Genomic DNA, 21,251 nt, shown 5'->3' on the forward strand with positions numbered 1-21,251 from the left:
CTAGCTCAGGCCGACACCAGGGCGGCCACCGCCGCCGGCACCTCGGCATAGTCGTGACAGACGCGGGCGGCGCCGGCCGCCAGCAAGCTCTTCGGCGCGTGATAGCCCCAGGCCACGCCCAGCGCGGCGGCCCCGGCGTTGCGCGCCATTTGCATGTCATAGCTGGTGTCGCCGATGACCACGGTGGTCGCCGGGTCGGCGCCGGCCTCCGCCATCGCCCGCAGGGCCATGTCCGGCGAGGGCTTGCCCTGGGCGCGGTCCGCCGTCTGCAAGGTGACAAAGCGACCGTTCAGGCCGTGATGCTCCAGCGTGGCGACCAGGCCCCGGTGCGACTTGCCGGTGGCGATGCCCAGCAGAAAGCCCGCCGCCTCCAGCGCGTCCAAGGCCGCCACCAGGCCGGGATAGAGCGGCTCTTGCGCGATGCCCTTGGCCCGGTTCGCAAAGAACGCGTCCTTATAGGCGGCGACGATGCCGGCCACGGCGCCCGCCCCCACCCCTTCGGGCAGCAGGCCCAGCACGGCAACCTCCAGCGACAGCCCCACCTGCCGCCGCACCGCCTCATCGGGCGGCGGTGTCAGCCCCTGACTGGCGAAGCCCGCGGCCATGGCGGCGATGATGGCGTGCTGGCTGTCCACCAGCGTCCCGTCGCAGTCGAACAGGGCCAGGCGGTTGAAGCCCGACATGATCACGCCCCCAGGATCACGCGTAACTGGCGAACGGGTCGCCATCATTCATGTCGAAACCGAAATAGTCCCAGGTCTTGGCCATGTGCGGCGGCAGGTTGGCCGTCACGTCGATGGGCTTGCCGCCGCGCGGATTGGGAATGATGATGCGGCGGGCGTGCAGGTGCAGCTGACGCGGCAGCTCGGCGCCGCCGGCCAGGAAGGCCTCCTGCCCCGCGTACTTGCCATCCCCCAGGATGGGCGTGCCGATGGCCACCATGTGGGCGCGCAGTTGGTGGGTGCGGCCGGTCAGCGGCCATAGGGCCACGAAGGCGGCGTGCCGGTGCGCGTTCTCGATCACCTGATACAGGGTGACGGCGCGCGCGCCCTCATCCTCGTCCACCGCCATGCGCTCGCCGCGCGTGCCGGCTTCCTTGGCCAGGGCGGCGTCGATCTTGCCCTGGTGCTGCTTGGGCACGCCGACAGTGACGGCCCAGTAGTATTTGCGCGCCTCCTTGCCCCGGAAATATCCAGCCAAGCGCGTGGCGGCGAAACTGGTGCGGGCCAGCACGAGGCAGCCGCTGGTATCCTTGTCCAGGCGGTGGACCAGCTTGGGCCGCTCCTTCCCGTCGAAGGTCAGCACGTCCAGCATGGCGTCCAAATGCTTGTTCTGGCCGGTACCGCCCTGCACCGCCAGGCCGGCGGGCTTGTTCAGCACGATGACGTCGCCGTCGCGATACAGCACCGCGTCGCGCAGGGCCTTCACTTCCTTGTCCGACAAGACCGGCCGTTCCTTGCGCGTCACGGCGCCCGGCGCCAGGGGCGCCAGGTCGGGCATGGGGGGAATGCGCACGGACTGCCCAGCCTCCAGGCGCGTGGCGCCCTTGACGCGGCCGCCGTCCACCCGCACCTGGCCGGTGCGCAGCAGCTTTTCCAGCTGGATATGGCTCAGCGCCGGGAAATGCCGCTTGAACCAGCGGTCCAGACGCATCTCCGCCTCATCGGCGGTCACGGTCCGCGTCTCGACCTTACGGCCACCCTCATCACTCATGACATCACCGCACGTACCAGGGCCATGCCCACAAAAAGACCGCCGACGCCGACCACCAGCGTCGCCATGAAATACAGCATCGTCACCGGCCAATCCCCTCGCGACACCAGCGTGCCGATGTCCAGCGAGAAGGAGGAGAAGGTGGTGAACCCGCCCAATACGCCCACCGCCAGGAAGGCGCGCAGCTCCGGCGAGGGATGCCACACCCGGCCCGCAGCCTCCGCCAGCACACCCATGAGCACGGAGCCCGCAACGTTCACGAACAGCGTGCCCCAGGGGAAATCCAGCCCCAGCCAGCGCCCCAGCCACACCTGCGACAGATAGCGCAGCACCGAGCCCAAGGCGCCGCCCACGGCGACGACGATAACCTGGTTCATCCCCGACCCCCGAAGGCGGCGGCCCCGCCAATGGCGATGTCGCCACCCGACATATCGCCGGTGACGCCAAAAATCCATCCTTCGCGCCGCGCCGTGCCGGTGTCCAGCCCCTTGGGCGTCCAGACATCGTCGAAGGACGCCCAACGCATCATGCCGGCGGCGGCGATCATGGCATCCCCGGCGTGGTCGTCAAAGGCCGCCGGCACCCCCACCCCCGCATGGCAGCCAACCTTGGCCAGCGCCGCCGCCATGTCGGCCCAATCGCAAATCTTGGCCAGGCCGTGCGCACGGCGCCGGAACAGGGTGGGATAGATCTCCGTGACCGCCGACCGGGCGGCGCCATCCGGCCCGGTCAGCGCTTCCGACGGCCACACCGCCAGCGCGTCGCCCAGGCTCCCCTTCAGGTGGCGCAGCGAGCGCATGCCGGCCAGCGAGGCCTTGCCCACCTGCTTGGACGCCGCCGCCAGGTTGAAGACGGAAACGGGGGTGCCCACGCCGGTGCGGGCGGCCACCAGCTCCACCCGGCGGCGCTTGCCCCCACCCTCCGCGTCCGTCCAGTGCGCCGGCCGCCGCCCCGCCAGCCAGAAACTGGGGCCCAGGCGCGGGTCGGCCAGCGCCGGGGTGCCGCAGAAGTCATCGGCGCCAGGGCCGTCCCCAGCGGCCTCGTCCACCACGTCCCATAGGCCCATCATGTCGTCCACATCACCGGCGCGGCCGTCGAGGTATCCCATGCCCGGCACATAGGGCAGGGAAAAGCCGCAGTCGATGCCCACCAGGGCGCGGGCGCCGGCGCGGTGATGGTCCGCCAGGCGCCCAGCCACCCAATCCATGGCCTGGCGGCGGGTCCAATGCCGCCCGGGCGGCGGCACCAGGTGGACCGCCGCCTCATCCGGCCGGACACGGGCGATGGCGATACCCCGGGCGGGCAAGGCGCCGGTCCAATCGATACCGATATACTCATCAAAGACCGGCACCAGCGTCTCCTAATCCCTTGGGCGGCCAGGCCCTAGGCCTCTCGCGGTACCGCGAGGCGGCGGGCGGACGCTTTTCAACCACCCTACCCTTGCCCTGTCTGCAACGGACGCGCGCATGGCGGTCAGGCAGGCAACAGTTGGCAGGGCGGTCCCACGTGGTAAGCTATATGACCGTCGCTGCGGAGTTTTTCCCGTGTTCGCCCGTAATTGGCTTTCTTCCGCCCGTTCGCTGCCCCCACTGCTGGGCACGGCGGCGCTCGCCCTGACGGTTCTCGCCGCCCCCGCCCTGGCCCAGACGACCCAGCAGCCCGCCGCCGCGTCAGCGCCGCAGGCCGACGCGCCCAAGGCCGGCCTGGACAAGAACGGCCTGCCCACCTCGGTGGTCAAGGTGGCGGCGCCGCCCAAGGACCCGGACGCGGTGGAGCCGCCGCGCACCGACGGCCCCATCGACGACATCATCATCACCGCCCCCCAGTTCGGCAACCGGGAGGAGGTCGAGGCCTTCCACAAGGCGGAGTTCGAGCGCCTGGACAAGATTTATGGCAAGCACGAGGAAAAGCGCAGCCGAGGCGACACCCTGACCAAGGCGCCGGAAGCCAACACCGGAACCACCCGCGACGGGCCGATCACCTTAGACCGTTAACGGACGCATCCGCGCCCGTTCTCCTCGATTTCCAGTCCGCTACACTCCCCGGAATCTCCGGCGGTCGCGGTCGCGGCCTACGGCGGCGCAAAGTGCGCCGCCACGTTTGTGTGGACTACACCAGCACGATGTCGCTGATGTCGCGGCCCTGCACATGGGCCAGGGCGGCCATGGCCAGGGTGTGGTCCTCGCGCTGGGGCAGGCCGGAGACGGTCAACGCGCCGATGCAGCCCGCCCCCTTCACCACCAGCGGCACCGCGCCGCCATGGGTGGCATAGTCCCGATGCGGCAGCCCACTCTTGATCTCCAGCGTCGTGCCTTGCTGCGCGAGGGAGATGCCGATGGCGTAGGAGCTGCGGGCGAAGTGCAGGGCCGTGGCGCGCTTGCGCCGCACCCAGTCGTCATGGTCCGGCGTGGCCGGCCCCACCGCCAGGCGCAGCATCTGCTGCCGGTGCAGCGACACATCCACCACCAGCGCCCCGCCCCGCTCCAGCCCCGCCTGCCGCAGCCATAGGCCCAACGCCCAAGCCTCGTCCTGCCCGAATTGCTCGAACACCAGCCGCTGCTCCTGCAAAGCGATGCGGCGCAGGTCTTCTTCGTGGAACATGGGACGGACCTTTCGTGAGCGGTCGGCGGCGACGTCGCAAGGTAACCACCCTTCGTCCGACGCGCAGCCCCCTCATTGCTCGACCACGATGGTGACCCGGCGATTGGCCGCCCGGTCGCGCACATCCAACGGCTTGGTATTGGCATAGCCCACGGCCCGCAGGCGGGCGGGGTCGACGCCGTTGGCGATCAGTTCCCGCACCACGGCGCTGGCGCGGGCGGACGACAGCTCCCAATTGGTGGGGAAGCGGGCGGTGGATATGGCCACGTCGTCGGTGTGACCTTCGACCGTGATGATCCCCGTCAGCGTCCCCAGACCCCGGGCCACCGTTGCCAGCAGCCGCCGGCCCGACGGCGCCAGATCAGCCCTGCCCGAGGCGAACAGGATGCGGTCCTTGATGGCGATGGTCAGCTTCCGATCCGCGAGGATGACATCGAGATTGGCCCCTTGGCCAGCCGCTTCCAGTTGGGTCAACAGCGCCTGGGCGGCCGGCGTCAGGATGACACCGCCGCCGTGCGCGGCATCGGCCGGGCCGGTCCCCGGCGCTTCATCGCCCACGGCGCTTTCCTGAAGCGCCAAGGCGGGTACAACCACCGGGGTGGCGCTTTCGCGGGTGACCGTCGGGGATCCGTCGCCCTCCGGCTTGGCGGACAGCCGCCCCTTCATGCCCAGGATCGCCACCATCCCCAGGAAGACGACCATCAGCAGCGTGACCATGTCCATGTAGCTGATGACCCATTCCTCCGACTCCTCCGCCGGAGGCGGCAGGGTGGCGAACTTGGTGGGGTTTGGCCGCCGGGTTGGGCCAGAGGGCGTGACTCCGGGCTTGCCGGCTTCACGCCCTGATCGTTCGAGGCGCCAGAGGTCCGTCATCATGTCCATTGCAGGCTGGAATTCGGGGATTGGCGTCGGCGCGTCCCGGCCGGCCCCGCCCCACGCGGAGTGCTGATGTCGAGGTTGAAATCAATCCTCTGAAAATCATGACTGCCAGTGTAGCGTGACCCAAAAAAACATAATTGATTCAGATCATCCCAGAGATTTTGAACGATAATGTACAATAACAATCGCGCAAGACTGAAGGATGCGCAGGCACGTCAGACACGGGAAAGGCCTATCATGGCCACGAATACGTCAAATATACTGGCGGAGATTGCCAGTATTACACAGAATAAGCAGCAGGGTTGCGCCGCCTTGCTCGATCTGTCGGGGATCGTGGACGCCTACGAACCAATCATTCACAGAATTGTTGATGCGGAACTAAAGGCGGTCATAGCCCCTTTGGGTCAGGCCGTTCGTATTAGTACTTACGTAGTAGGTTCGTACGGCTGGCTTCTTGTTGGCGATGCGGCGAGTGATGAGACGTTGCTGGCCGCGACCAACCGCGTCTGTCAGGTGTTCGCCACCGCGCAGCAGGGAAAGGTTGACGTGCACTGGTTCGACCTGCCCCGCGAAACGAAGCCGCTGGTCGCCTGCCTGCGCATCCTGATGGGGGACAGGTCCCTGGTCTCGCCCTCTCCCGCCACGGACGAGGTGATCGCCCTGCTGCGTGTCGAACGCGGCCTCCACAGCGCCGACCTGTCGTCCCTGATCCGTCGGCAGGCCGTCTACAGGATTGACGAGGACGGCACCTCGCTGGAACCCGTCATGCTGGAACAGACGGTGGATCTGTCGGCGCTGGAGCGCCTGTTCGGCGTGACCATCGTCGGCTCTCCATGGATGCACGCCCGCGTGACCGAAATTTTGGACCGCCGGATGCTGCATCACCTGCTGCGGGACGACACCTTCCCCCGGCTTCCCATCGCCATCAAGTTCCATGCCGGCAGTGTGCGTCAGGGAGATTTCGCCGTTCTGCTGGATGAACTGCCCGCCCACTGGCATGCCCGGCTTGCCATTGAACTGCCGTACGCGGAGTGGCTTGTGGCGCCAGACGCGGTGGAGGAGGCCCTGCAGGTCGGCCGGCGCCGTCAGTGCATGATGGTGCTGGATCATGTCCCGGTCGAGCGTGCCGCCGAGGTCCCCCTGCCGCCGGACGTCCTGCTGCGGCTGATGCCGGGGGCGGGACCGGCGACAGCGGACGCGGCGGCCCTTCGTCCGCATGCGCTGCCGACCACCGCCACGCTGCGCCAGCTGATCCGCACCCTGGGCGCCGACCGCTGCATCCTGACCCATTGCGACAGCCTGGCCCTGGTCCACCACGCGCTGGATGCGGGCTTCCGCATGCTGCAGGGCCAAGCCGTCGCGGACTTCGCGGAGATGCGGCAACAGGTGCCGCCATCGCCGGCGACAACAGCCGGCACGGCGGCGATGGAAGGTGAAGCGGAACCGGAGGCGGCCCAAGATCAAGCTGTTCCGGCAAAGGGACCATGGTCCCGCCTTCTGCGGTGGTTGCGCCCGACCGATGGGGCAACCGCGGAGGAAGGGCCGGCCGAACCGGATGTAACCAAAGAGATGTGACCGGCACCGCTAGCATGCCTGCGCCCTTGGAGATATCACTAGGGTATGGCACCCGAGGCACCCAGGACCCGGAGTATGCGCACCGTCGGGGAGGTCCTGGCGGTGGCGCTGGAGCATCACCGGGCCGGCCGCCTGGCGGAAGCCAGCGCGCTCTATTCCTCGCTGCTGGCGCAGGAGCCGGAGCAGCCGGACGCCCTGCATCTGCTGGGGGTCGCCACCGCCCAAACGGGACAGGCGGCGGAGGCCGAATCCCTCATCGCGCGGGCCATCGCGCTGCGTCCCGGCATCGCCGATTTCCACGCCAACCACGCCCAGGTGCTGGACACGCTGGGCCGCACGGATGCGGCGCTGACCGCCTACACTCAGGCCCTGCGCCTGAACCCCAGCCATGCCGACGCCCTGCGCAACATGGCCCGCCTGCTGGCCCGGCTGGAACAGCTGTCGGCGGCCGCCGACGCCCTGCGCGCCTGCGTGGAACGCGCGCCCGACGATCTGCCCACGGTGACGGAACTGGCGCGCCTGTGCGAACGGCTGGGCCGGGGAGGCGAGGCGGAAACCTGGTACCGCCATGTCCTGGCGCGCGATCCCTTCAACATCCTGGCCCTGAACAACCTGGGGGAGCTGAAACGCCGGGCCGGTGACGCGGCCGAGGCCGTCAGCCTGCTGTCCCGCGCCGTCAGCGCCGCCCCCGACGCCCCCCTGCCCCGCTGCGCCCTGGCCAACACCCTGACCAGCCTGTTCCGCTTCGAAGAGGCGGAAGCCCACCTGGCGGAGGCGACGCGCCGCCGACCGGATGCCCCGCTGCCCCACCGCGACCTGGGCGTCCTGCTGCGCCTGCTGGGCCGGTCGGAGGAGGCGCTGGCCGCCTTCCAGGTGGCCGCCACCCTGGCGCCCCAGGATCCGGTGGCCAATTTCGGCGTGGCCCTGTGCCTGCTGCGCCTGGGACGTTATCGCGAGGGCTTCGAGCACTACCGCTGGCGCTGGCCCTCCGCTGCCAAGCCGCCCCGGCACCAGGGCCTGCCGGCCTGGTCAACCGGCGCATCCATGGGTACCCCGGCCGGCCTGCGCCTGCTGGTGTGGCATGAGCAAGGGGTGGGCGACACGCTGATGTGCCTGCGCTTCCTGCCCCAGTTGACCGCGGCCGGCGCCCGCCTGACCATCGAGGTGCCGGCCGGCCTAGCCCCACTGGTGGCGGCTCAGGGCTATGGCGCCGTGGTGGTGGACGCGCAGACGCCAGCGCCGGGTGCGGCCTCTACGGCACCCCTGCCCTGGGATGCACAGGTGCCCATGATGGACCTGCCCGGCCGCTTCTGCCCCGAACCCGCCGCCGTACCCTGGACCGGCCCCTATCTGAAGGCCGACCCCGGCCGCAAGCTGCGCTGGGCGCAGATGCTGGGTCCCAAGCGGGGCCTGCGCGTCGGCCTGTTCTGGCAGGGCAATCCGGACTTCCCCGACGACCACTGGCGCTCGCCCGGCCTCGCCCCCTTGCTGCCGCTGCTGGACGTGCCGGGCGTGGAGTTCATCAGCCTGCAGATGGGCCCGGCCAAGGCCGCCCTGACCGCCCCGGCCGTTCCCCCGGGCCGCATCCGCGACGCCGCCGCCTCCATCCGCGACTGGGCCGACACCGCCGCCCTGGTGGCCGGGCTGGACATGGTCATCGGCTCCGACAGCGCCTGCATCCACCTGGCGGGCGCCCTGGAGGTGCCGGCCTTCCTGCTGCTGTCCCCCACCACCGACTGGCGCTGGCACGACAGGGGCGACACCAGCCCCTGGTACCCATCCCTGCGCCTGTTCCGGCAGACGCGCCTGGGCGATTGGACGGCGCCGGTGGCCGCGGTGAAGGCGGCGCTGGAAGAACGGCTGGCGGCCCACTGACCGGCTGGCTTAGGGGCCACCCCGTGGCACCTTCAGCTGCTTCGGCGCCTCATCATCGGCCGGGGATTCGCCATTGTCCTCATCCAAGATCTTGGTCACCAGCACATGGACATCCCAGCGGTGGATGATCCACCATTTGCCAAAAACCTTGATCAGGATGCGTTCGCCCGATCCGTTGTGGAAGGTGTAACGAACCTGGGCGAGGTGCCAGAGGGGTATTTCGAACCGGGTCACATCGACAAGCGGCTGCGGCCCTTCACCATCGAAGGCATCCCGGTAGCCCTCGGCACACCTCCGGTCGCGCTTTGATGTCGGGGGACAGGATAGGATGGAGAAGCCGGGCTGCCGCGCCCGCACCTCCCGCAACAGGTCGTCAGGAAAAATACGCCCATCCAGGGAAACATAGACGGGCTGGCGGGCGCCGAAGCCGGTCAAGGCGTCCGCCAGCCCGTCCACCATCGCGACGAAGATGGGTAACTTTTCGTCCTCTGTCGTCTGCTGATCCAGCTCTGCCGCCTTCCACAGCAGCACTAGCAGGACGACAGCAGTCGCCACCGACAGGCATAGCCACAACGCGATCCGTAATAGCCAGCGCAGCACTCATATCTCCCGCAACCCTTGCGCGATCATCGCACGGGCCGCGCCCACCCGGGAAGCGCCAGCTTCCCCGCCAGCAATGCCGCATTGCACACACCAATGCTGCATCTGCGAACGAGTTTGAGGTACCGTTGCCCTGGCCACCCGTTCGCCTACTTGAGTTTCCATGTCCCACGCCCACACGGTGCCCACCGACCGCTCCTCCCCGCTCGCCCGGCTCGCGCGCTGGCTGCAGGCGCGGTCGTTCGCGCTGACGCCGGAGCAGATTGGCATCACTGAGGGTCTGCGCGCCGCCACGGCGGTGGCGCTGATGGTCACGCTGGCGCTGTACCTGGACCAGCCCATCCTGTCGTGGGCGGCCTTTGCCGCCTTCTGGGCTTGCCTGGCTGACCCCGGCGGGCCTTTCGGCGTACGGCTGCGGGCTATGGGCGGATTCGCCCTGATCGGCACGGCCATGGCGGGGGCCGTCAGCGCGGTGGCAGCGCTGGGGCACGGCTGGGCGGCGGCGGCCCTGTTCGTCGCCCTGTTCATCTGCTGCCTCAGCCGCGTCTACGGCCCGGCCGCCACCCAGGTGGGCGTGCTGGCCTGCTGCGTCGCCGTGGTGGCGGTGGGCTATCCCATGGCGCCGCTGGACGCCCTGCGTCTGTCCGGCGTCTTCCTGGCCGGCAGCGGCTGGGCCGTGGCTCTATGCCTGGTGTTGTGGCGCATCCACCCCTACGCCCCCGCGCGCCGCGCCGTCGCCGCCATCTATTCCGAACTGGGTGACATGACGGCCGAACTGCTGGCTCTGCACGCCAGCGGCGCCACCCAGGACGCGCGCTGGAAGGCGCATGCCGCCGAGCATCGCCGCGCGGTGCGCGACACGATAGAGCGGGCGCGCGCCGCCGTGGGCCGCTTCTCCGCCGGGCGCGGCAACGGGCGCGACATCCGCCGCGCCCTGCTGGCCGCCATCGAGGTGGGGGAGCGTATCTTCGCCGGCCTGATCGCCCTGGGCTATGACCTGGAACCACACGCCGCCGGCACGCCCACCGACGCCGATACCCTGCCCCTGCGCCAGCTGCGTGCCGCGCTCAACCGCACCAGCCGCCAGGTGATGCGGTCGGAGCCCGACGGCGCCCTGGTGGCCTATGAGGCGGAGGTGCTGGACCGCGTCGCCCGGCCGGCGCACGACCTGGTGGGCCGCGTGGCCCAGGTCTGCGCCCAGGCCCTGGCCGACCTGACGCGCGCCTGGGCGCCGCCGGTGGACGACGGCGCGCTGGCCACCGTGCCCGAAAATGACGAGACGCCGCGCCGGCGCCTGACCCCGGCCCGCGCCCTGCGCCTGGCCCTGGCGCCCTCCTCCCCATCGCGCGGCATGCCCTGCGCGTCGCCCTGGTGGTGACGGCCACCTACGCCGTCACGGCCTATCTCGACGTCGCCTACGCCTACTGGGCCACCATGGCGGCGGTGGTGGTGATGCAGCCGCAGGCGGCCACCACCTGGCCGCGTACCCTGGAGCGCGTGGTGGGCAGCGTCATCGGCGGGGCGGCGGCCGCCTTCCTGGCCGTGGCCTTGCCCACGCCCCTCGCGCTGCTGGCCGCCATCTTCCCCCTGGCCGCCGCCACCATCGCGCTGCGCTCCGTCAGCTACAGCCTGTTCGTCACTTTCCTGACGCCGCTGTTCGTCCTGGTCGCCGACCTACTGCACCCCGGCCTGAACGCCCACGGCGAGGGCATCGCCCTGGCCCGCGCCTTCAACAACACGCTGGGCAGCGTTATCGGCTTGGCCGGCTGCCTCGTCCTGTGGCCGGAGCGGGAGCCCAAGGGCTTCCCCCACCGCCTGGCGGCGGCGGTGGAGGCCAACATGCGCTACGCCACCCTGGTGGTGCGGGCGGGCCACACGCCCTATGCCGAGATCGACGCCGCCCGCCGGGCCGCCGGCCTGGCCAGCACGGCGGCCGAGGTGACGCGCCAGCGCATGGTGCTGGAGGGCCGCCGCCGCAAGGCGCATCTGGATGAGGCCGCCGCCCTGCTGGAAACCCTGCGCCGCCTCGCGGGGGCTGCCACCGTCGCCTGGCTGGACGAGCGCACCATCCCCGGCCCGCCCGACGCCCGGCGCATCGGCTACTGCGAGGCGGCCACGATGCGCCTGGGCGCCCTGGTGCGCGGCGTGCCGACGGATGATAGCGCCTTGGCGCGCGAGGGCGAACCGCCGGACGACATCGCCCGCGCCGTCACCCACGTCGTGCAGGCGGCCAAGGACTACGCCCGCGCCATGGCGCCGGACAGGGCATAGCCCGGTCCTATAGCTATACTTACACGCTCTTCAGGAACGGGATCAGGTTCTTGAAGTAGAACTCCTGGTCGTCCCACATGCACAGGTGGCTGCCCTGCGGGCAGATGACGGAGCGGGCGTTGGGCATCAGCGTCGCCATGCGCTTCATGTCTTCCGGATCCATCTCGTCATGGGTGGCGCCGATGGTCAGGGTCTTCACCTTGATTTGGGATAGCTGATCCCAACGCTCCCAATCCTTCAGGTTGCCCGTCACCTCCAGCTCACTCTTTCCCTGCATCTGGTTGTAGATGGTGAGGTTGGCGTGGCGGAAGGCGCGGGTGACAGGCTCCGGCCAGGGGTCAAGACGGCAGATCATCTGGGGATACATCTCCTCCATCATGATCTTCTCGTACGCTGGGTCGTCATAGGCCTGCTTCGCCTCCAGCTCCCGGATCAGCTTCTGGGAATCGGGCTTCATCAGGCTGCGCAGGGCGTTGACGCGCTTTAGGTAGGCCTGGATGCCGGCCGCCATGTTGGAAATGACCAGACCCTTCAGGTGTCGCTGATATTTCAGGGCGTAGTCGATGGCCAGGATGCCACCCCAGGAATGGCCGTACAGCACGAATTGGTCCAGGCCCAATCCCTGGCGTACCTCCTCCACCTCCTCCACGAAGCGCGGCAGGGTCCACAGGCTGGTATCGTCCGGCTGGTCGGAATTGTTCGAGCCCAGCTGGTCGTAATAGTACATCTCGATCCCGGCCTCGGGCAGGAAGGACTCCATCGCCTCAAGGTATTCGTGGGAAAAGCCGGGGCCGCCGTGCAGCAGCAGCACCTTCACGGCGCCGCTGCCGATCTTCTTGGTCCAGACCTTGTACTTGCCCCCCGCCACCGGGATCATGCGGATGCCGGCCACGCGAATGCCGGGCGGGTTGAGGGGAGCGGCGGGGGCGGCCTCGGCCAGGGAAGGCGTCATCGGGGCGGTCGCGGCGGCCAGAACGGCGGCGGCCGACAGGAACTGTCTGCGGTCCATGAAATCCTCAATAGGAAGGGGCGCTCGGCATGCCGGCGCGCGTTCCGCGATAGAGGTGCCCGAAGGCCACCTGTCCCCGCAAATGATTTCAAGGGCATAGCCCATCAGGGCAGGCCTCAGCCCTCCCTGCCGCCCTCGGCCGCCCGTTGGCGCAGCTTGGCCCAGTAGTCCTGGCGCTTCTTGATCTCGCGTTCGAAGCCGCGCTCCACCGGCTGATAGAACTCCCGCCGCGCCATGCCATCGGGGAAATAATTCTGGCCGGAAAAACCATCGGCCGTGTCGTGGTCGTAGTTGTAGCCCTTGCCGTAGCCCAGGTCCTTCATCAGGCGGGTGGGCGCGTTCAGGATGTGCATGGGCGGCATCAGGCTGCCGGTCTCCTTGGCCGCCCGCTGGGCCTGCTTGATGGCCATGTAGGCGGCGTTGGATTTGGGGGCGGTGCCCAGGTAGATGACGCACTGGGCGATGGCCAATTCCCCCTCCGGGCTGCCCAGGCGCTCATAGGCGTCCCAGGCGGCAAGGGCGATGGTCAGGGCCTGGGGATCGGCCATGCCGATATCCTCGCTGGCGAAGCGCACCAGGCGACGGGCGATGTAGCGCGGATCCTCGCCCCCCGCCAGCATGCGGGAATACCAGTAGAGGGCGGCGTCGGTATCCGAGCCGCGCAACGACTTGTGCAGGGCGCTGATGAGGTTGTAGTGCCCCTCCTGCGCCTTGTCGTAGAGGGGCATGCGCCGCTGCACCGCCACGGTCAGGGCGTTGGTGTCCAGCGGGTCCTCCCCCGGACGCACCACGGCGTAAATCTCCTCCACCAAATTCAGGAAATAGCGGCCGTCGCCATCGGCCATGGCCTTCAGCGCCGCCCGCGCATCCTCGGTCAGCGGCAGGGCGCGCTCCTCCTCCGCCTCCGCCCGGCCGATCAGCTTCTCCAGCGCCTCCTCCCCCAGCCGGTTCAGGACAAAGACCTGGGCGCGGGACAGCAAGGCGGCGTTCAGCTCGAACGACGGGTTCTCCGTCGTGGCGCCCACCAGCGTGACGGTGCCATCCTCGACATAGGGCAGGAAGCCGTCCTGCTGGGAGCGGTTGAAGCGGTGGATCTCATCAATGAACAACAGGGTGCCCTGGCCCGCCTGGCGGCGCTGCTTGGCCGCCTCGAACACCTTGCGCAGGTCGGCCACGCCGGAGAACACGGCGGACAAGGGTTCGAACGCCAGGGTGGTGGCCTGGGCCAGCAGGCGGGCGATAGTGGTCTTGCCGCAGCCCGGCGGGCCCCACAGCACCATGGAGCTGAGACGGTGGGCCGCCACCATGCGGCCGATGGGCCCCTTGGGGCCCAGCAGATGCTCCTGCCCCACCACCTGGTCCAGCGCGGTCGGCCGCAGCCGATCGGCCAGCGGGCGCGGCGCCTCCGCCTCGAACAGGGAACCCGATCCGCTCTTCACCATGACGTCCATACACCCCGGATACAAACCCGGAACACCATGCCAGAGCGGGGGGCGGCTTGGCATCGTCCTTTTGACCGGGGCGGGACCTGTATGCCGACGTTTCCATGAATGACGCGGCGGGAAACCGCGTCAGCCGCCAAAGCCCTCAGCCCCCGACGCTCAGCGTCAGCACCTGGTCGCCGCGCCGCACGGCCAAGTCCCAGCGGCGCTGGGGCTGGTTCACCATGCGCTTCAGATCGGCCACGCGGGTGATGGGCTGGCCGTTCACCTTCACCACCACGTCACCCGGCTGGAAGCCGAGGGCTTGCGCGGTGGTGCCCGGCTGCACCTTCAGCACGATGACGCCGTCGGAATTGCCGGCGTAGCCGACCTCTTCCGCGAGCGCCGGGTTGATGTTGGCGACGGTGGTGCCGGCGAAGGGCTGGCGGCCGTCCAGCGCCGTCTCATCCCGGGGCGGGTCTTCCGGCGGGCCGATCAGTTTCACCGGCAGCTTCGTTTCCGCACCCTTGCGGATCACGGTCAGGGTCGCGTTCCCACCCACGGGCAGCAGCGCGATGCGGTAACGCAGGCTTTCGGGATCATCGACCAGATGGCCATTCACCGCCGTCACGACGTCGCCCACCTTCACGCCCGCCTGCTCCAGCGGACCCTTCGGGTTCAATTGGTTGATCAGCACCCCCTGGGGCCGGGGCAGGCCCAGGTTGGTGGCCAGTTCCTGCGTCACCGGCTGGCCGCTGGCGCCCATCCACGGCCGGACCAGCTTGCCCCCACCCTCCACCGCCGTGACGACGGAGCGCACCATGTCCGCCGGGATGGCGAAGCCGATGCCGACCGAGCCGCCGCTGCGCGAATAGATCGCCGAATTGATGCCGGCCAGCTTGCCGTCCATGGTGATCAGCGCGCCGCCGGAATTGCCCGGGTTGATGGCGGCATCGGTCTGGATGAAGAAGTTGAAGTCCGACACCCCCACGCCCGTGCGGGCCAGTGCCGAGACGATGCCGCTGGTGACCGTCTGGCCCACGCCGAAGGGATTGCCGATGGCCAGCACCAGGTCGCCGACCTGGATGCTGTCGCTGTCGCCCAACTCCAGGGTGGGCAGCTTCTCGCCCTTGGTGTCGATGCGCAGGACGGCCAAATCCACCTTCTCGTCCGCGCTCATGACCTTAGCGGGAAACTCTCGCCGGTCGGCCAGCACCACGGTGATCTGGTCGGCGTCCTTGATGACATGGTCGTTGGTGACGATCAGGCCGTCGGGCCGGATGATGACGCCGGAGCCCAGCGAGGACTCCACCCGCTCCCGCGGGACGCCGCGGAAGGCGTCACCGAAGAACTGGCGGAAAAATGGATCCTCCATGAAGGGGGACACGCGCTGCTTGATGACACGGCGGCTGTAGATGTTGACCACGGCCGGCGCCGCCCGCTTCACCAGCGGGGCGTAGCTGAGCGTGATCTGCTCCCGGCTCTGCGGCGCCTGCTGGGCCAGGGCCGGCGGCGTCAAGGCCAGGCCGGCGGCGACAGCCACCAGGGCGCAACGGGAGACCATGCGGCGGAACGGCGTTTCAAGCGTCACGGGGAAAAACTCTCACGGCTGATCGAAACGAGGGGACTGGGGTGAAATAGGGTTCAGCCCGGGTCGCCGCAACGGTTCAGACAGGATTTCAGGTCGCGCTGGCACATGCCGTTGTTCAGCTCGGGCGTATGATCGCTCTGCCCGGCCTTGGTGTCGCCGCACACCTGGCTGTCGCGGTTGCAGCGGGCCACGCAGGCCGCGTGGGTGTCCAGCTTGCCCTCGCGCTGTGACGGCAGCGCCATGCAGCCGGTCAGCCCCGCCAACAGCAGGCCGGCCACAGCCGCCTTGATCCCCCAAATACGCACCGGTTCATCCTCCTGTCCGCGCGGGTGGCGCGCCTGTCGCGCCGGCGATGGACGGGCCGCAGGATGCGCGATTTGCTGCCCGCCCGTCGAGAGTGGAAAACGCCATCATCCCCGCCCAGCCCTGCCTTACACGACAGGCCCCCAACCAGCCCGCCGGTGGGGTAATGAAAAAGGGCGGACCCTCGCGGATCCGCCCCTTCCCTTACCATTCCGGAAGTGGAACAGCCTAAACTCAGGCCGCTTCTTCCTCGGTCTCCGTCACCTGGACCGAACCGCTGTCCTGGCCCTTGGCGGAGACGTCGCGGTCCACCAGCTCGATGACGGCCATGGCGGCCATGTCACCGTAGCGGAAGCCGGCCTTCAGGACGCGGGTGTAGCCACCCTGACGGTCCTTGTAGCGCTCGGCGATGGTGGTGAACAGCTTGTCGACCATGGCGTTGTCGCGCAGTTCCGCGAACGCCAGGCGACGGTTGGCGAGGCCGCCCTTCTTGCCCAGCGTGATCAGCTTCTCGACGATCGGCCGCAGGTCCTTGGCCTTCGGCAGGGTCGTCTTGATCTGCTCGTGCTTAATCAGGGCATTGGCCATGTTGGAGAACATGGCCAGACGGTGGGTAGAGGTCTTGCTGAACTTACGCCCGGAAACGCCGTGACGCATGGTGCTTCTCCTTTCATGTCCGGGTGTCGGATGCCGACACCTATGACGATCCCCGAAACGCCCGCCTGTGCCCGTAAGGGGCGCTGGCCGGTACGGCGGGGGTGGGCCCTATGCCCTGTACTCCGCACCCGGCCGTAACCGGATGCGGAGAACCTCACATCAAGCTCAGTACGGCTCTTCCAGACGCTTGGCCAGGTCCTCGATGTTCTCGGGCGGCCAGTTCGGGATTTCCATGCCGAGGTGCAGGCCCATCTGGGACAGCACTTCCTTGATCTCGTTCAGCGACTTGCGGCCGAAGTTCGGGGTGCGGAGCATTTCCGCCTCCGTCTTCTGCACCAGGTCGCCGATGTAGACGATGTTGTCGTTCTTCAGGCAGTTGGCCGAACGGACCGACAGTTCCAGCTCGTCCACCTTGCGCAGCAGGTTCTTGTTGAACGGCACCTCGTCGGACTTCTCCGACGCGGTGACGGCCTGCGGCTCCTCGAAGTTGATGAACAGCTGCAGCTGGTCCTGCAGGATGCGGGCGGCGATGGCCACGGCATCCTCGGGCGTCACCGCGCCGTTGGTCTCGATCGACAGCGACAGCTTGTCATAGTCGGTGCGCTGGCCCAGGCGGGTGTTCTCCACCTTGTACGCCACCTTGCGGATGGGGCTGTACAGGGCGTCGATCGGGATCAGGCCGATGGGGGCGTCTTCCGGACGGTTCTGGCTGGCGGGGACGTAGCCCTTGCCCTTCTCGACCGTCAGTTCCATGTTCAGGCGGGCGCCGGCGTCCAGGGTGCAGATCACCAGGTCGGGGTCCATCACCTCGATGTCGCCCGTCACCTCGATCATGCCGGCGGTGACTTCCTTGGGGCCTTCGGCGCGCAGGCGCAGCCGCTTCGGGCCCTCGCCCTCCATCTTCAGACCCATGTTCTTGATGTTCAGAACGATGTCGGTCACGTCCTCGCGGACGCCGGGGATGGAGGAGAATTCGTGCAGGACGCCATCAATGTGGATGGCGGTGACCGCCGCCCCCTGAAGGGACGACAGCAGGACGCGGCGCAGGGCGTTGCCCAGGGTCAGGCCAAAGCCACGCTCCAGCGGGCCGGCGACGATCGTGGCCTCACGGCGCGGATCGGCACCGACGTTCACGTCGAGCTTGCTGGGCTTTTCCAGGGTCTGCCAGTTCTTCTGAATCACGGGTAGTTGCCTCTAATGCCATCGGGAGGACACGACACCCGGTTTCACCGCTGTCGGGTGCGGATCAGGGCGCCGGTCCTGCGACTGGCGCCCTGTCCTGAACCTGACCACCTCCCCCATGCATGGGCGATCGCGATGGCATGCGAACGCCGGTCCCGGGGCGGCGGGGAAACGCGGAAGCGTTTGGACCGGAAGCGGCCGCGAGGGCCGCCTCCGTAATCGGCAGAACGATCAGACGCGGCGCTTCTTCGGCGGGCGAACGCCGTTGTGCGGAATTGGCGTCACGTCGCGGATGGACGTGATCTGGAAACCGACCGACTGCAGGGCGCGCAGGGCGGACTCACGGCCCGAACCCGGCCCCTTCACTTCCACTTCCAGGGTACGCATGCCGTGTTCCTGGGCCTTACGGCCCGCGTCCTCGGCAGCCATCTGGGCGGCGTAGGGGGTGGATTTGCGCGAACCCTTGAAGCCCATCATGCCCGACGAGGACCAGGCGATGGTGTTGCCCTGGGCGTCGGTGATGGTGATCATGGTGTTGTTGAACGAGGCGTTCACATGCGCCACGCCCGAGGTGATGTTCTTGCGCTCGCGGCGACGAAGCCGGGCGGCAGAAGCGTTGGGCTTTGCCATTTCTTATCAGTCCTTCAGCTTACTTCTTCTTACCGGCGATCGGCTTGGCCGGGCCCTTGCGGGTGCGCGCGTTGGTGTGCGTGCGCTGACCGCGGACCGGCAGACCCTTGCGGTGACGCAGGCCGCGGTAGCAGGCCATGTCCATGAGCCGCTTGATGTTCATGGCGACAGAGCGACGCAGGTCGCCTTCGACCGAGTAGTCGCTGTCGATGACTTCGCGGATACGCAGGACTTCGTCGTCGGTCAGCTGATGCACGCGGCGCTCCAGGGGAATGCCGACCTTGCCGCAGATCTCCTTCGCCATGAAGGGACCGATGCCGTGAATGTACTGAAGGGCGATTTCCACCCGCTTCGCGGTGGGAATATTAACGCCAGCGATACGCGCCACGCGCTTTCTCCATCGTTCATGCCCGCCCCGGCGCTCACGCCCGGGCGATGCGATCTTCGTCCACACCCCGCCTGGTCACCGGTTCCCGTGGCGGGGACATCCGACGACCTTCGGGGCATCTCATCCGAAGAAAACCTGGAAACCCAGGATCTCCAAATGCACATACGAACCAACCCCGTCCCGCCACCCCAAGAGGGTGCCAGGGCCGAGAGCCGGTTTCATCCGAACCCATCCGGACCAGGGCCCAAGACGGATCGGATGCGGGAGTATACGCAGGCGCGACCGGATGTCAACCGCGCCCACGCGGGGCTTCACCGCCCAGCCATGCGGCCTGGGACTGGCGGTAAACGGAAAGGGCCACCTCCCCGTCGGAGAAGCGGCCCTTCCCTATCCTGGCATCGGCGCCAGCCTAAGGGCTCAGGCGCCGATGATGGTTTCCAGCTGGCGAGTGACCTCGTCGATCTCCGCCATGCCGTCCACCTGTTTCAGCACGCCCTTGCCCTGGTAATAGGGCAGGATGGGCGCGGTCAGCGCGTGGTATTCGGCCAGACGCTTGGTGAAGGTCTCGGCGTTGTCGTCGGCCCGGCGCTTGAACTCGGTCGAGCCGCAGATGTCGCACACGCCCGCCACCTTGGGCTGGTGGAACTTGTCGTGGTAGCCGGCACCGCATTTGGCGCAGGTGTAGCGCCCGGTCACACGCTCCACCAGGGCCGCGTCGTCCACCACCATCTCGATGATGTGGTCAAGCCTCAGGTGCTTGTCCGCCAGCATGCGGTCCAGGGCTTCGGCCTGCGGGACCGTGCGCGGGAAACCGTCAAGGATGAAGCCCTTGGCGCAATCGGGCTGGGTGATGCGGTCGGCGATCATCTGGACCATGAGCGCGTCCGGCATCAGCTTGCCCGCCCCCATGATCTCCTTGGCCTGCAACCCCAGCGGGCTGCCGCCGGCGACCAGCGCCCGCAACATGTCGCCCGTCGACAACTGCACCAACCCGAACTTCCGTTCAAGCCGCTGCGCCTGCGTTCCCTTGCCGGCGCCCGGCGGCCCCAGAAGAATCAGGTTCATCCACGCCTCCCCCTCAGCTTTGCCTTCTTGATGAGGCCTTCATATTGATGCGCCAGCAGATGCGAATGGATCTGGGCGACGGTGTCCATAGTCACCGTTACCACAATTAGCAAGCTGGTGCCGCCAAAATAAAAAGGAATAGCGTTCTTGGCCATCAACAGTTCGGGCAATAGACAAACCACCACCAGGTAGCCGGCACCCAACACCGTCAAACGGGTGAGAACAAAGTCCAGATAGTCAGCCGTGTTCTTACCCGGACGGATACCGGGGATGAAACCGCCATACTTCTTCAGATTTTCCGCCGTCTCGGTCGGGTTGAACACGACCGCGGTATAGAAGAAGCTGAAGAACACGATCAGCGCCATGTACAGCACGATGTACAGCGGCTGGCCATGGGTCACGTAGCGGGCGACGGTCTGCAGGATCTCCGGACCGGTGCCACCGGAGAAACCGGTGACGGTGGCCGGCAGCAGCAGCAGCGAGCTGGCGAAGATCGGCGGAATGACGCCCGAGGTGTTCAGCTTCAAGGGGAGGTGCGAGGCTTCGCCACCGTAGACCTTGTTGCCGACCTGGCGCTTCGGGTACTGCACGATCAGTCGGCGCTGGGCGCGTTCCATGAAGACGATGAAGAAGATCACGCCCACGGCGATGGCCAGCAGCAGGGCCAGGATGCCGAAGCCGATGGCGCCGGTGCGACCCAGTTCCAACAGCTGCATCAGCGCCTTGGGCAGTGCCGCCACGATGCCGGTGAAGATGATCAGCGAGGTGCCGTTGCCCACGCCGCGGGCGGTGATCTGCTCACCCAGCCACATCAGGAACATGGTGCCACCCACCATGGTGACCACGGTGCTGATGATGAAGAAGGGGCCGGGGTCGATCACGGTGCCGCCCTTGGCGCCCTGCAGCGCCACGGCCAGGCCGTAAGACTGGAAGATGGCCAGGATCACCGTGCCGTAGCGGGTGTACTGGTTGATCTTCTTGCGGCCCGCCTCGCCTTCCTTCTTCATGGCTTCGAGGCTGGGGATCACGGCCGTCAGCAGCTGCACGATGATGCTGGCGGAGATGTAGGGCATGATGTTGAGCGCGAAAATGCTCATGCGCTCGATGGCGCCACCCGCGAACATGTTGAACATGCCCAGGATGCCGCCCTTGGCCTGGTTGAAAACGTCGGCGAAGGCCTGGACGTTGATGCCCGGCAGGGGAATGTAGGTGCCCAGGCGGAAAACGATGAGCGCTCCCAGGGTGAACCAGAGCCGCTTCTTCAGTTCCGTGGCCTTGGCGAAGGAGCCGAAATTAAGATTAGCGGCGAGCTGCTCGGCGGCTGAAGCCATGGAATCCGTTCCTATCGAGGCGCCTCTATGGGGCGCGGCACAGACGGTATCAAAAGGACAAAAGAAAAGGGACCGTCGCCGGTCCCCCTAACGGGTCCCACCCCAGATGGGGAGACCTGCGGCAGAAAGAAAGACGGCCGGCGCCCGCTTTTAACACGAA

22 protein-coding genes are annotated in these 21,251 nt (G+C 67.9%); 5 read left to right on the forward strand and 17 right to left on the reverse strand.

The window, feature by feature from the left end:
* Nucleotides 1-5: 5 nt before the first annotated feature.
* From UAA55_RS25270 to UAA55_RS25285, 4 genes are read right to left on the reverse strand one after another with little or no spacing between them, the layout of a single operon-like run.
* On the reverse strand, nt 6-683 hold the full coding sequence (locus UAA55_RS25270; protein ID WP_322956261.1) for an HAD-IA family hydrolase: 678 nt from the start codon (nt 681-683) through the stop codon (nt 6-8).
* Nucleotides 684-699: 16 nt separating this feature from the next.
* Nucleotides 700-1,713 (reverse strand): RluA family pseudouridine synthase, encoded by a 1,014-nt coding sequence (locus UAA55_RS25275; RefSeq protein ID WP_322956263.1) that lies wholly within the window; start codon nt 1,711-1,713, stop codon nt 700-702.
* Nucleotides 1,710-2,090, reverse strand: coding sequence for a fluoride efflux transporter CrcB (crcB, locus tag UAA55_RS25280; protein WP_145609129.1), 381 nt, complete (start codon nt 2,088-2,090; stop codon nt 1,710-1,712). Before crcB ends, UAA55_RS25275 begins: the two co-directional genes overlap by 4 nt.
* Entirely contained in the window at nt 2,087-3,064 is a 978-nt protein-coding gene (locus tag UAA55_RS25285; RefSeq protein WP_322956267.1) for a hypothetical protein, read from the reverse strand. Before UAA55_RS25285 ends, crcB begins: the two co-directional genes overlap by 4 nt.
* A gap of 193 nt (nt 3,065-3,257) precedes the next feature.
* Between UAA55_RS25285 and UAA55_RS25290 the strand changes: the two genes are divergently transcribed.
* Nucleotides 3,258-3,707 (forward strand): hypothetical protein, encoded by a 450-nt coding sequence (locus UAA55_RS25290; RefSeq protein WP_322956268.1) that lies wholly within the window; start codon nt 3,258-3,260, stop codon nt 3,705-3,707.
* Nucleotides 3,708-3,822: 115 nt separating this feature from the next.
* Here UAA55_RS25290 and UAA55_RS25295 read toward each other — a convergent pair whose 3' ends face one another.
* Nucleotides 3,823-4,314 carry a heme-degrading domain-containing protein gene (locus tag UAA55_RS25295; RefSeq protein ID WP_322956270.1) on the reverse strand — a complete coding sequence of 164 codons (492 nt, stop codon included), beginning with the start codon at nt 4,312-4,314 and terminating at the stop codon, nt 3,823-3,825.
* 72 nt (nt 4,315-4,386) lie between these two features.
* Complete coding sequence (locus UAA55_RS25300) at nt 4,387-5,196, reverse strand: OmpA/MotB family protein (RefSeq protein WP_322956272.1); 810 nt, start codon at nt 5,194-5,196, stop codon at nt 4,387-4,389.
* Between the two features lie 234 nt (nt 5,197-5,430).
* On the opposite strand from UAA55_RS25300, the gene UAA55_RS25305 reads away from it, so the two are divergent.
* Nucleotides 5,431-6,768 carry a hypothetical protein gene (locus UAA55_RS25305; RefSeq protein ID WP_322956274.1) on the forward strand — a complete coding sequence of 446 codons (1,338 nt, stop codon included), beginning with the start codon at nt 5,431-5,433 and terminating at the stop codon, nt 6,766-6,768.
* 75 nt (nt 6,769-6,843) lie between these two features.
* Nucleotides 6,844-8,643, forward strand: a complete 1,800-nt coding sequence (locus UAA55_RS25310; protein WP_322956276.1) for a CHAT domain-containing protein — start codon at nt 6,844-6,846, stop codon at nt 8,641-8,643.
* Between the two features lie 9 nt (nt 8,644-8,652).
* On the opposite strand, the gene UAA55_RS25315 is transcribed toward UAA55_RS25310, so the two are convergent.
* Nucleotides 8,653-9,243 (reverse strand): hypothetical protein, encoded by a 591-nt coding sequence (locus UAA55_RS25315; RefSeq protein WP_322956277.1) that lies wholly within the window; start codon nt 9,241-9,243, stop codon nt 8,653-8,655.
* Nucleotides 9,244-9,406: 163 nt separating this feature from the next.
* Between UAA55_RS25315 and UAA55_RS25320 the strand changes: the two genes are divergently transcribed.
* Both UAA55_RS25320 and UAA55_RS25325 read left to right on the forward strand, forming a co-directional pair.
* Complete coding sequence (locus tag UAA55_RS25320) at nt 9,407-10,621, forward strand: FUSC family membrane protein (protein WP_322956279.1); 1,215 nt, start codon at nt 9,407-9,409, stop codon at nt 10,619-10,621.
* Complete coding sequence (locus UAA55_RS25325; protein WP_322956281.1) at nt 10,615-11,514, forward strand: FUSC family protein; 900 nt, start codon at nt 10,615-10,617, stop codon at nt 11,512-11,514. Before UAA55_RS25320 ends, UAA55_RS25325 begins: the two co-directional genes overlap by 7 nt.
* Nucleotides 11,515-11,533: 19 nt before the next feature.
* Here the strand turns inward: UAA55_RS25325 and UAA55_RS25330 are convergent, their stop codons facing one another.
* From UAA55_RS25330 to secY, 10 genes are all read right to left on the reverse strand, one after another.
* Nucleotides 11,534-12,523, reverse strand: coding sequence for a proline iminopeptidase-family hydrolase (locus UAA55_RS25330; RefSeq protein ID WP_322956283.1), 990 nt, complete (start codon nt 12,521-12,523; stop codon nt 11,534-11,536).
* Between the two features lie 116 nt (nt 12,524-12,639).
* Nucleotides 12,640-13,965, reverse strand: coding sequence for a replication-associated recombination protein A (locus tag UAA55_RS25335; protein ID WP_322956284.1), 1,326 nt, complete (start codon nt 13,963-13,965; stop codon nt 12,640-12,642).
* Between the two features lie 145 nt (nt 13,966-14,110).
* Entirely contained in the window at nt 14,111-15,535 is a 1,425-nt protein-coding gene (locus UAA55_RS25340) for a DegQ family serine endoprotease (RefSeq protein WP_322956286.1), read from the reverse strand.
* A 53-nt stretch (nt 15,536-15,588) separates the two neighbouring features.
* On the reverse strand, nt 15,589-15,840 hold the full coding sequence (locus UAA55_RS25345; RefSeq protein ID WP_322956287.1) for a hypothetical protein: 252 nt from the start codon (nt 15,838-15,840) through the stop codon (nt 15,589-15,591).
* A 232-nt stretch (nt 15,841-16,072) separates the two neighbouring features.
* Entirely contained in the window at nt 16,073-16,495 is a 423-nt protein-coding gene (gene rplQ, locus UAA55_RS25350) for a 50S ribosomal protein L17 (RefSeq protein ID WP_322956288.1), read from the reverse strand.
* Between the two features lie 165 nt (nt 16,496-16,660).
* Complete coding sequence (locus UAA55_RS25355) at nt 16,661-17,677, reverse strand: DNA-directed RNA polymerase subunit alpha (RefSeq protein ID WP_040848396.1); 1,017 nt, start codon at nt 17,675-17,677, stop codon at nt 16,661-16,663.
* Between the two features lie 231 nt (nt 17,678-17,908).
* Nucleotides 17,909-18,307, reverse strand: a complete 399-nt coding sequence (gene rpsK / locus UAA55_RS25360) for a 30S ribosomal protein S11 (protein WP_004273656.1) — start codon at nt 18,305-18,307, stop codon at nt 17,909-17,911.
* 19 nt (nt 18,308-18,326) lie between these two features.
* Nucleotides 18,327-18,695, reverse strand: coding sequence for a 30S ribosomal protein S13 (rpsM, locus tag UAA55_RS25365; protein WP_004273657.1), 369 nt, complete (start codon nt 18,693-18,695; stop codon nt 18,327-18,329).
* Nucleotides 18,696-19,112: 417 nt separating this feature from the next.
* Nucleotides 19,113-19,760 (reverse strand): adenylate kinase, encoded by a 648-nt coding sequence (locus UAA55_RS25370; RefSeq protein WP_322956291.1) that lies wholly within the window; start codon nt 19,758-19,760, stop codon nt 19,113-19,115.
* Complete coding sequence (secY, locus tag UAA55_RS25375; RefSeq protein WP_322916202.1) at nt 19,757-21,091, reverse strand: preprotein translocase subunit SecY; 1,335 nt, start codon at nt 21,089-21,091, stop codon at nt 19,757-19,759. The genes UAA55_RS25370 and secY overlap by 4 nt, the downstream gene beginning before the upstream one ends.
* Between the last annotated feature and the right edge of the window lie 160 nt (nt 21,092-21,251).

It is taken from the genome of Nitrospirillum guanabarense, from assembly GCF_034653355.1.
Taxonomy (GTDB): Bacteria; Pseudomonadota; Alphaproteobacteria; order Azospirillales; family Azospirillaceae; genus Nitrospirillum.

What these genes read in the sequence shown, in the direction of transcription:
- UAA55_RS25270 (WP_322956261.1), bottom strand. Translation starts at nt 683, where the DNA reads ATGTCGGGCTTCAACCGCCTGGCCCTGTTCGACTGCGACGGGACGCTG.
- UAA55_RS25275 (WP_322956263.1), bottom strand. Translation starts at nt 1,713, where the DNA reads ATGAGTGATGAGGGTGGCCGTAAGGTCGAGACGCGGACCGTGACCGCC.
- crcB (WP_145609129.1), bottom strand. Translation starts at nt 2,090, where the DNA reads ATGAACCAGGTTATCGTCGTCGCCGTGGGCGGCGCCTTGGGCTCGGTG.
- UAA55_RS25295 (WP_322956270.1), bottom strand. Translation starts at nt 4,314, where the DNA reads ATGTTCCACGAAGAAGACCTGCGCCGCATCGCTTTGCAGGAGCAGCGG.
- UAA55_RS25300 (WP_322956272.1), bottom strand. Translation starts at nt 5,196, where the DNA reads ATGGACATGATGACGGACCTCTGGCGCCTCGAACGATCAGGGCGTGAA.
- UAA55_RS25305 (WP_322956274.1), top strand. Translation starts at nt 5,431, where the DNA reads ATGGCCACGAATACGTCAAATATACTGGCGGAGATTGCCAGTATTACA.
- UAA55_RS25310 (WP_322956276.1), top strand. Translation starts at nt 6,844, where the DNA reads ATGCGCACCGTCGGGGAGGTCCTGGCGGTGGCGCTGGAGCATCACCGG.
- UAA55_RS25320 (WP_322956279.1), top strand. Translation starts at nt 9,407, where the DNA reads ATGTCCCACGCCCACACGGTGCCCACCGACCGCTCCTCCCCGCTCGCC.
- UAA55_RS25330 (WP_322956283.1), bottom strand. Translation starts at nt 12,523, where the DNA reads ATGGACCGCAGACAGTTCCTGTCGGCCGCCGCCGTTCTGGCCGCCGCG.
- UAA55_RS25335 (WP_322956284.1), bottom strand. Translation starts at nt 13,965, where the DNA reads ATGGTGAAGAGCGGATCGGGTTCCCTGTTCGAGGCGGAGGCGCCGCGC.
- rplQ (WP_322956288.1), bottom strand. Translation starts at nt 16,495, where the DNA reads ATGCGTCACGGCGTTTCCGGGCGTAAGTTCAGCAAGACCTCTACCCAC.
- rpsK (WP_004273656.1), bottom strand. Translation starts at nt 18,307, where the DNA reads ATGGCAAAGCCCAACGCTTCTGCCGCCCGGCTTCGTCGCCGCGAGCGC.
- UAA55_RS25370 (WP_322956291.1), bottom strand. Translation starts at nt 19,760, where the DNA reads ATGAACCTGATTCTTCTGGGGCCGCCGGGCGCCGGCAAGGGAACGCAG.
- secY (WP_322916202.1), bottom strand. Translation starts at nt 21,091, where the DNA reads ATGGCTTCAGCCGCCGAGCAGCTCGCCGCTAATCTTAATTTCGGCTCC.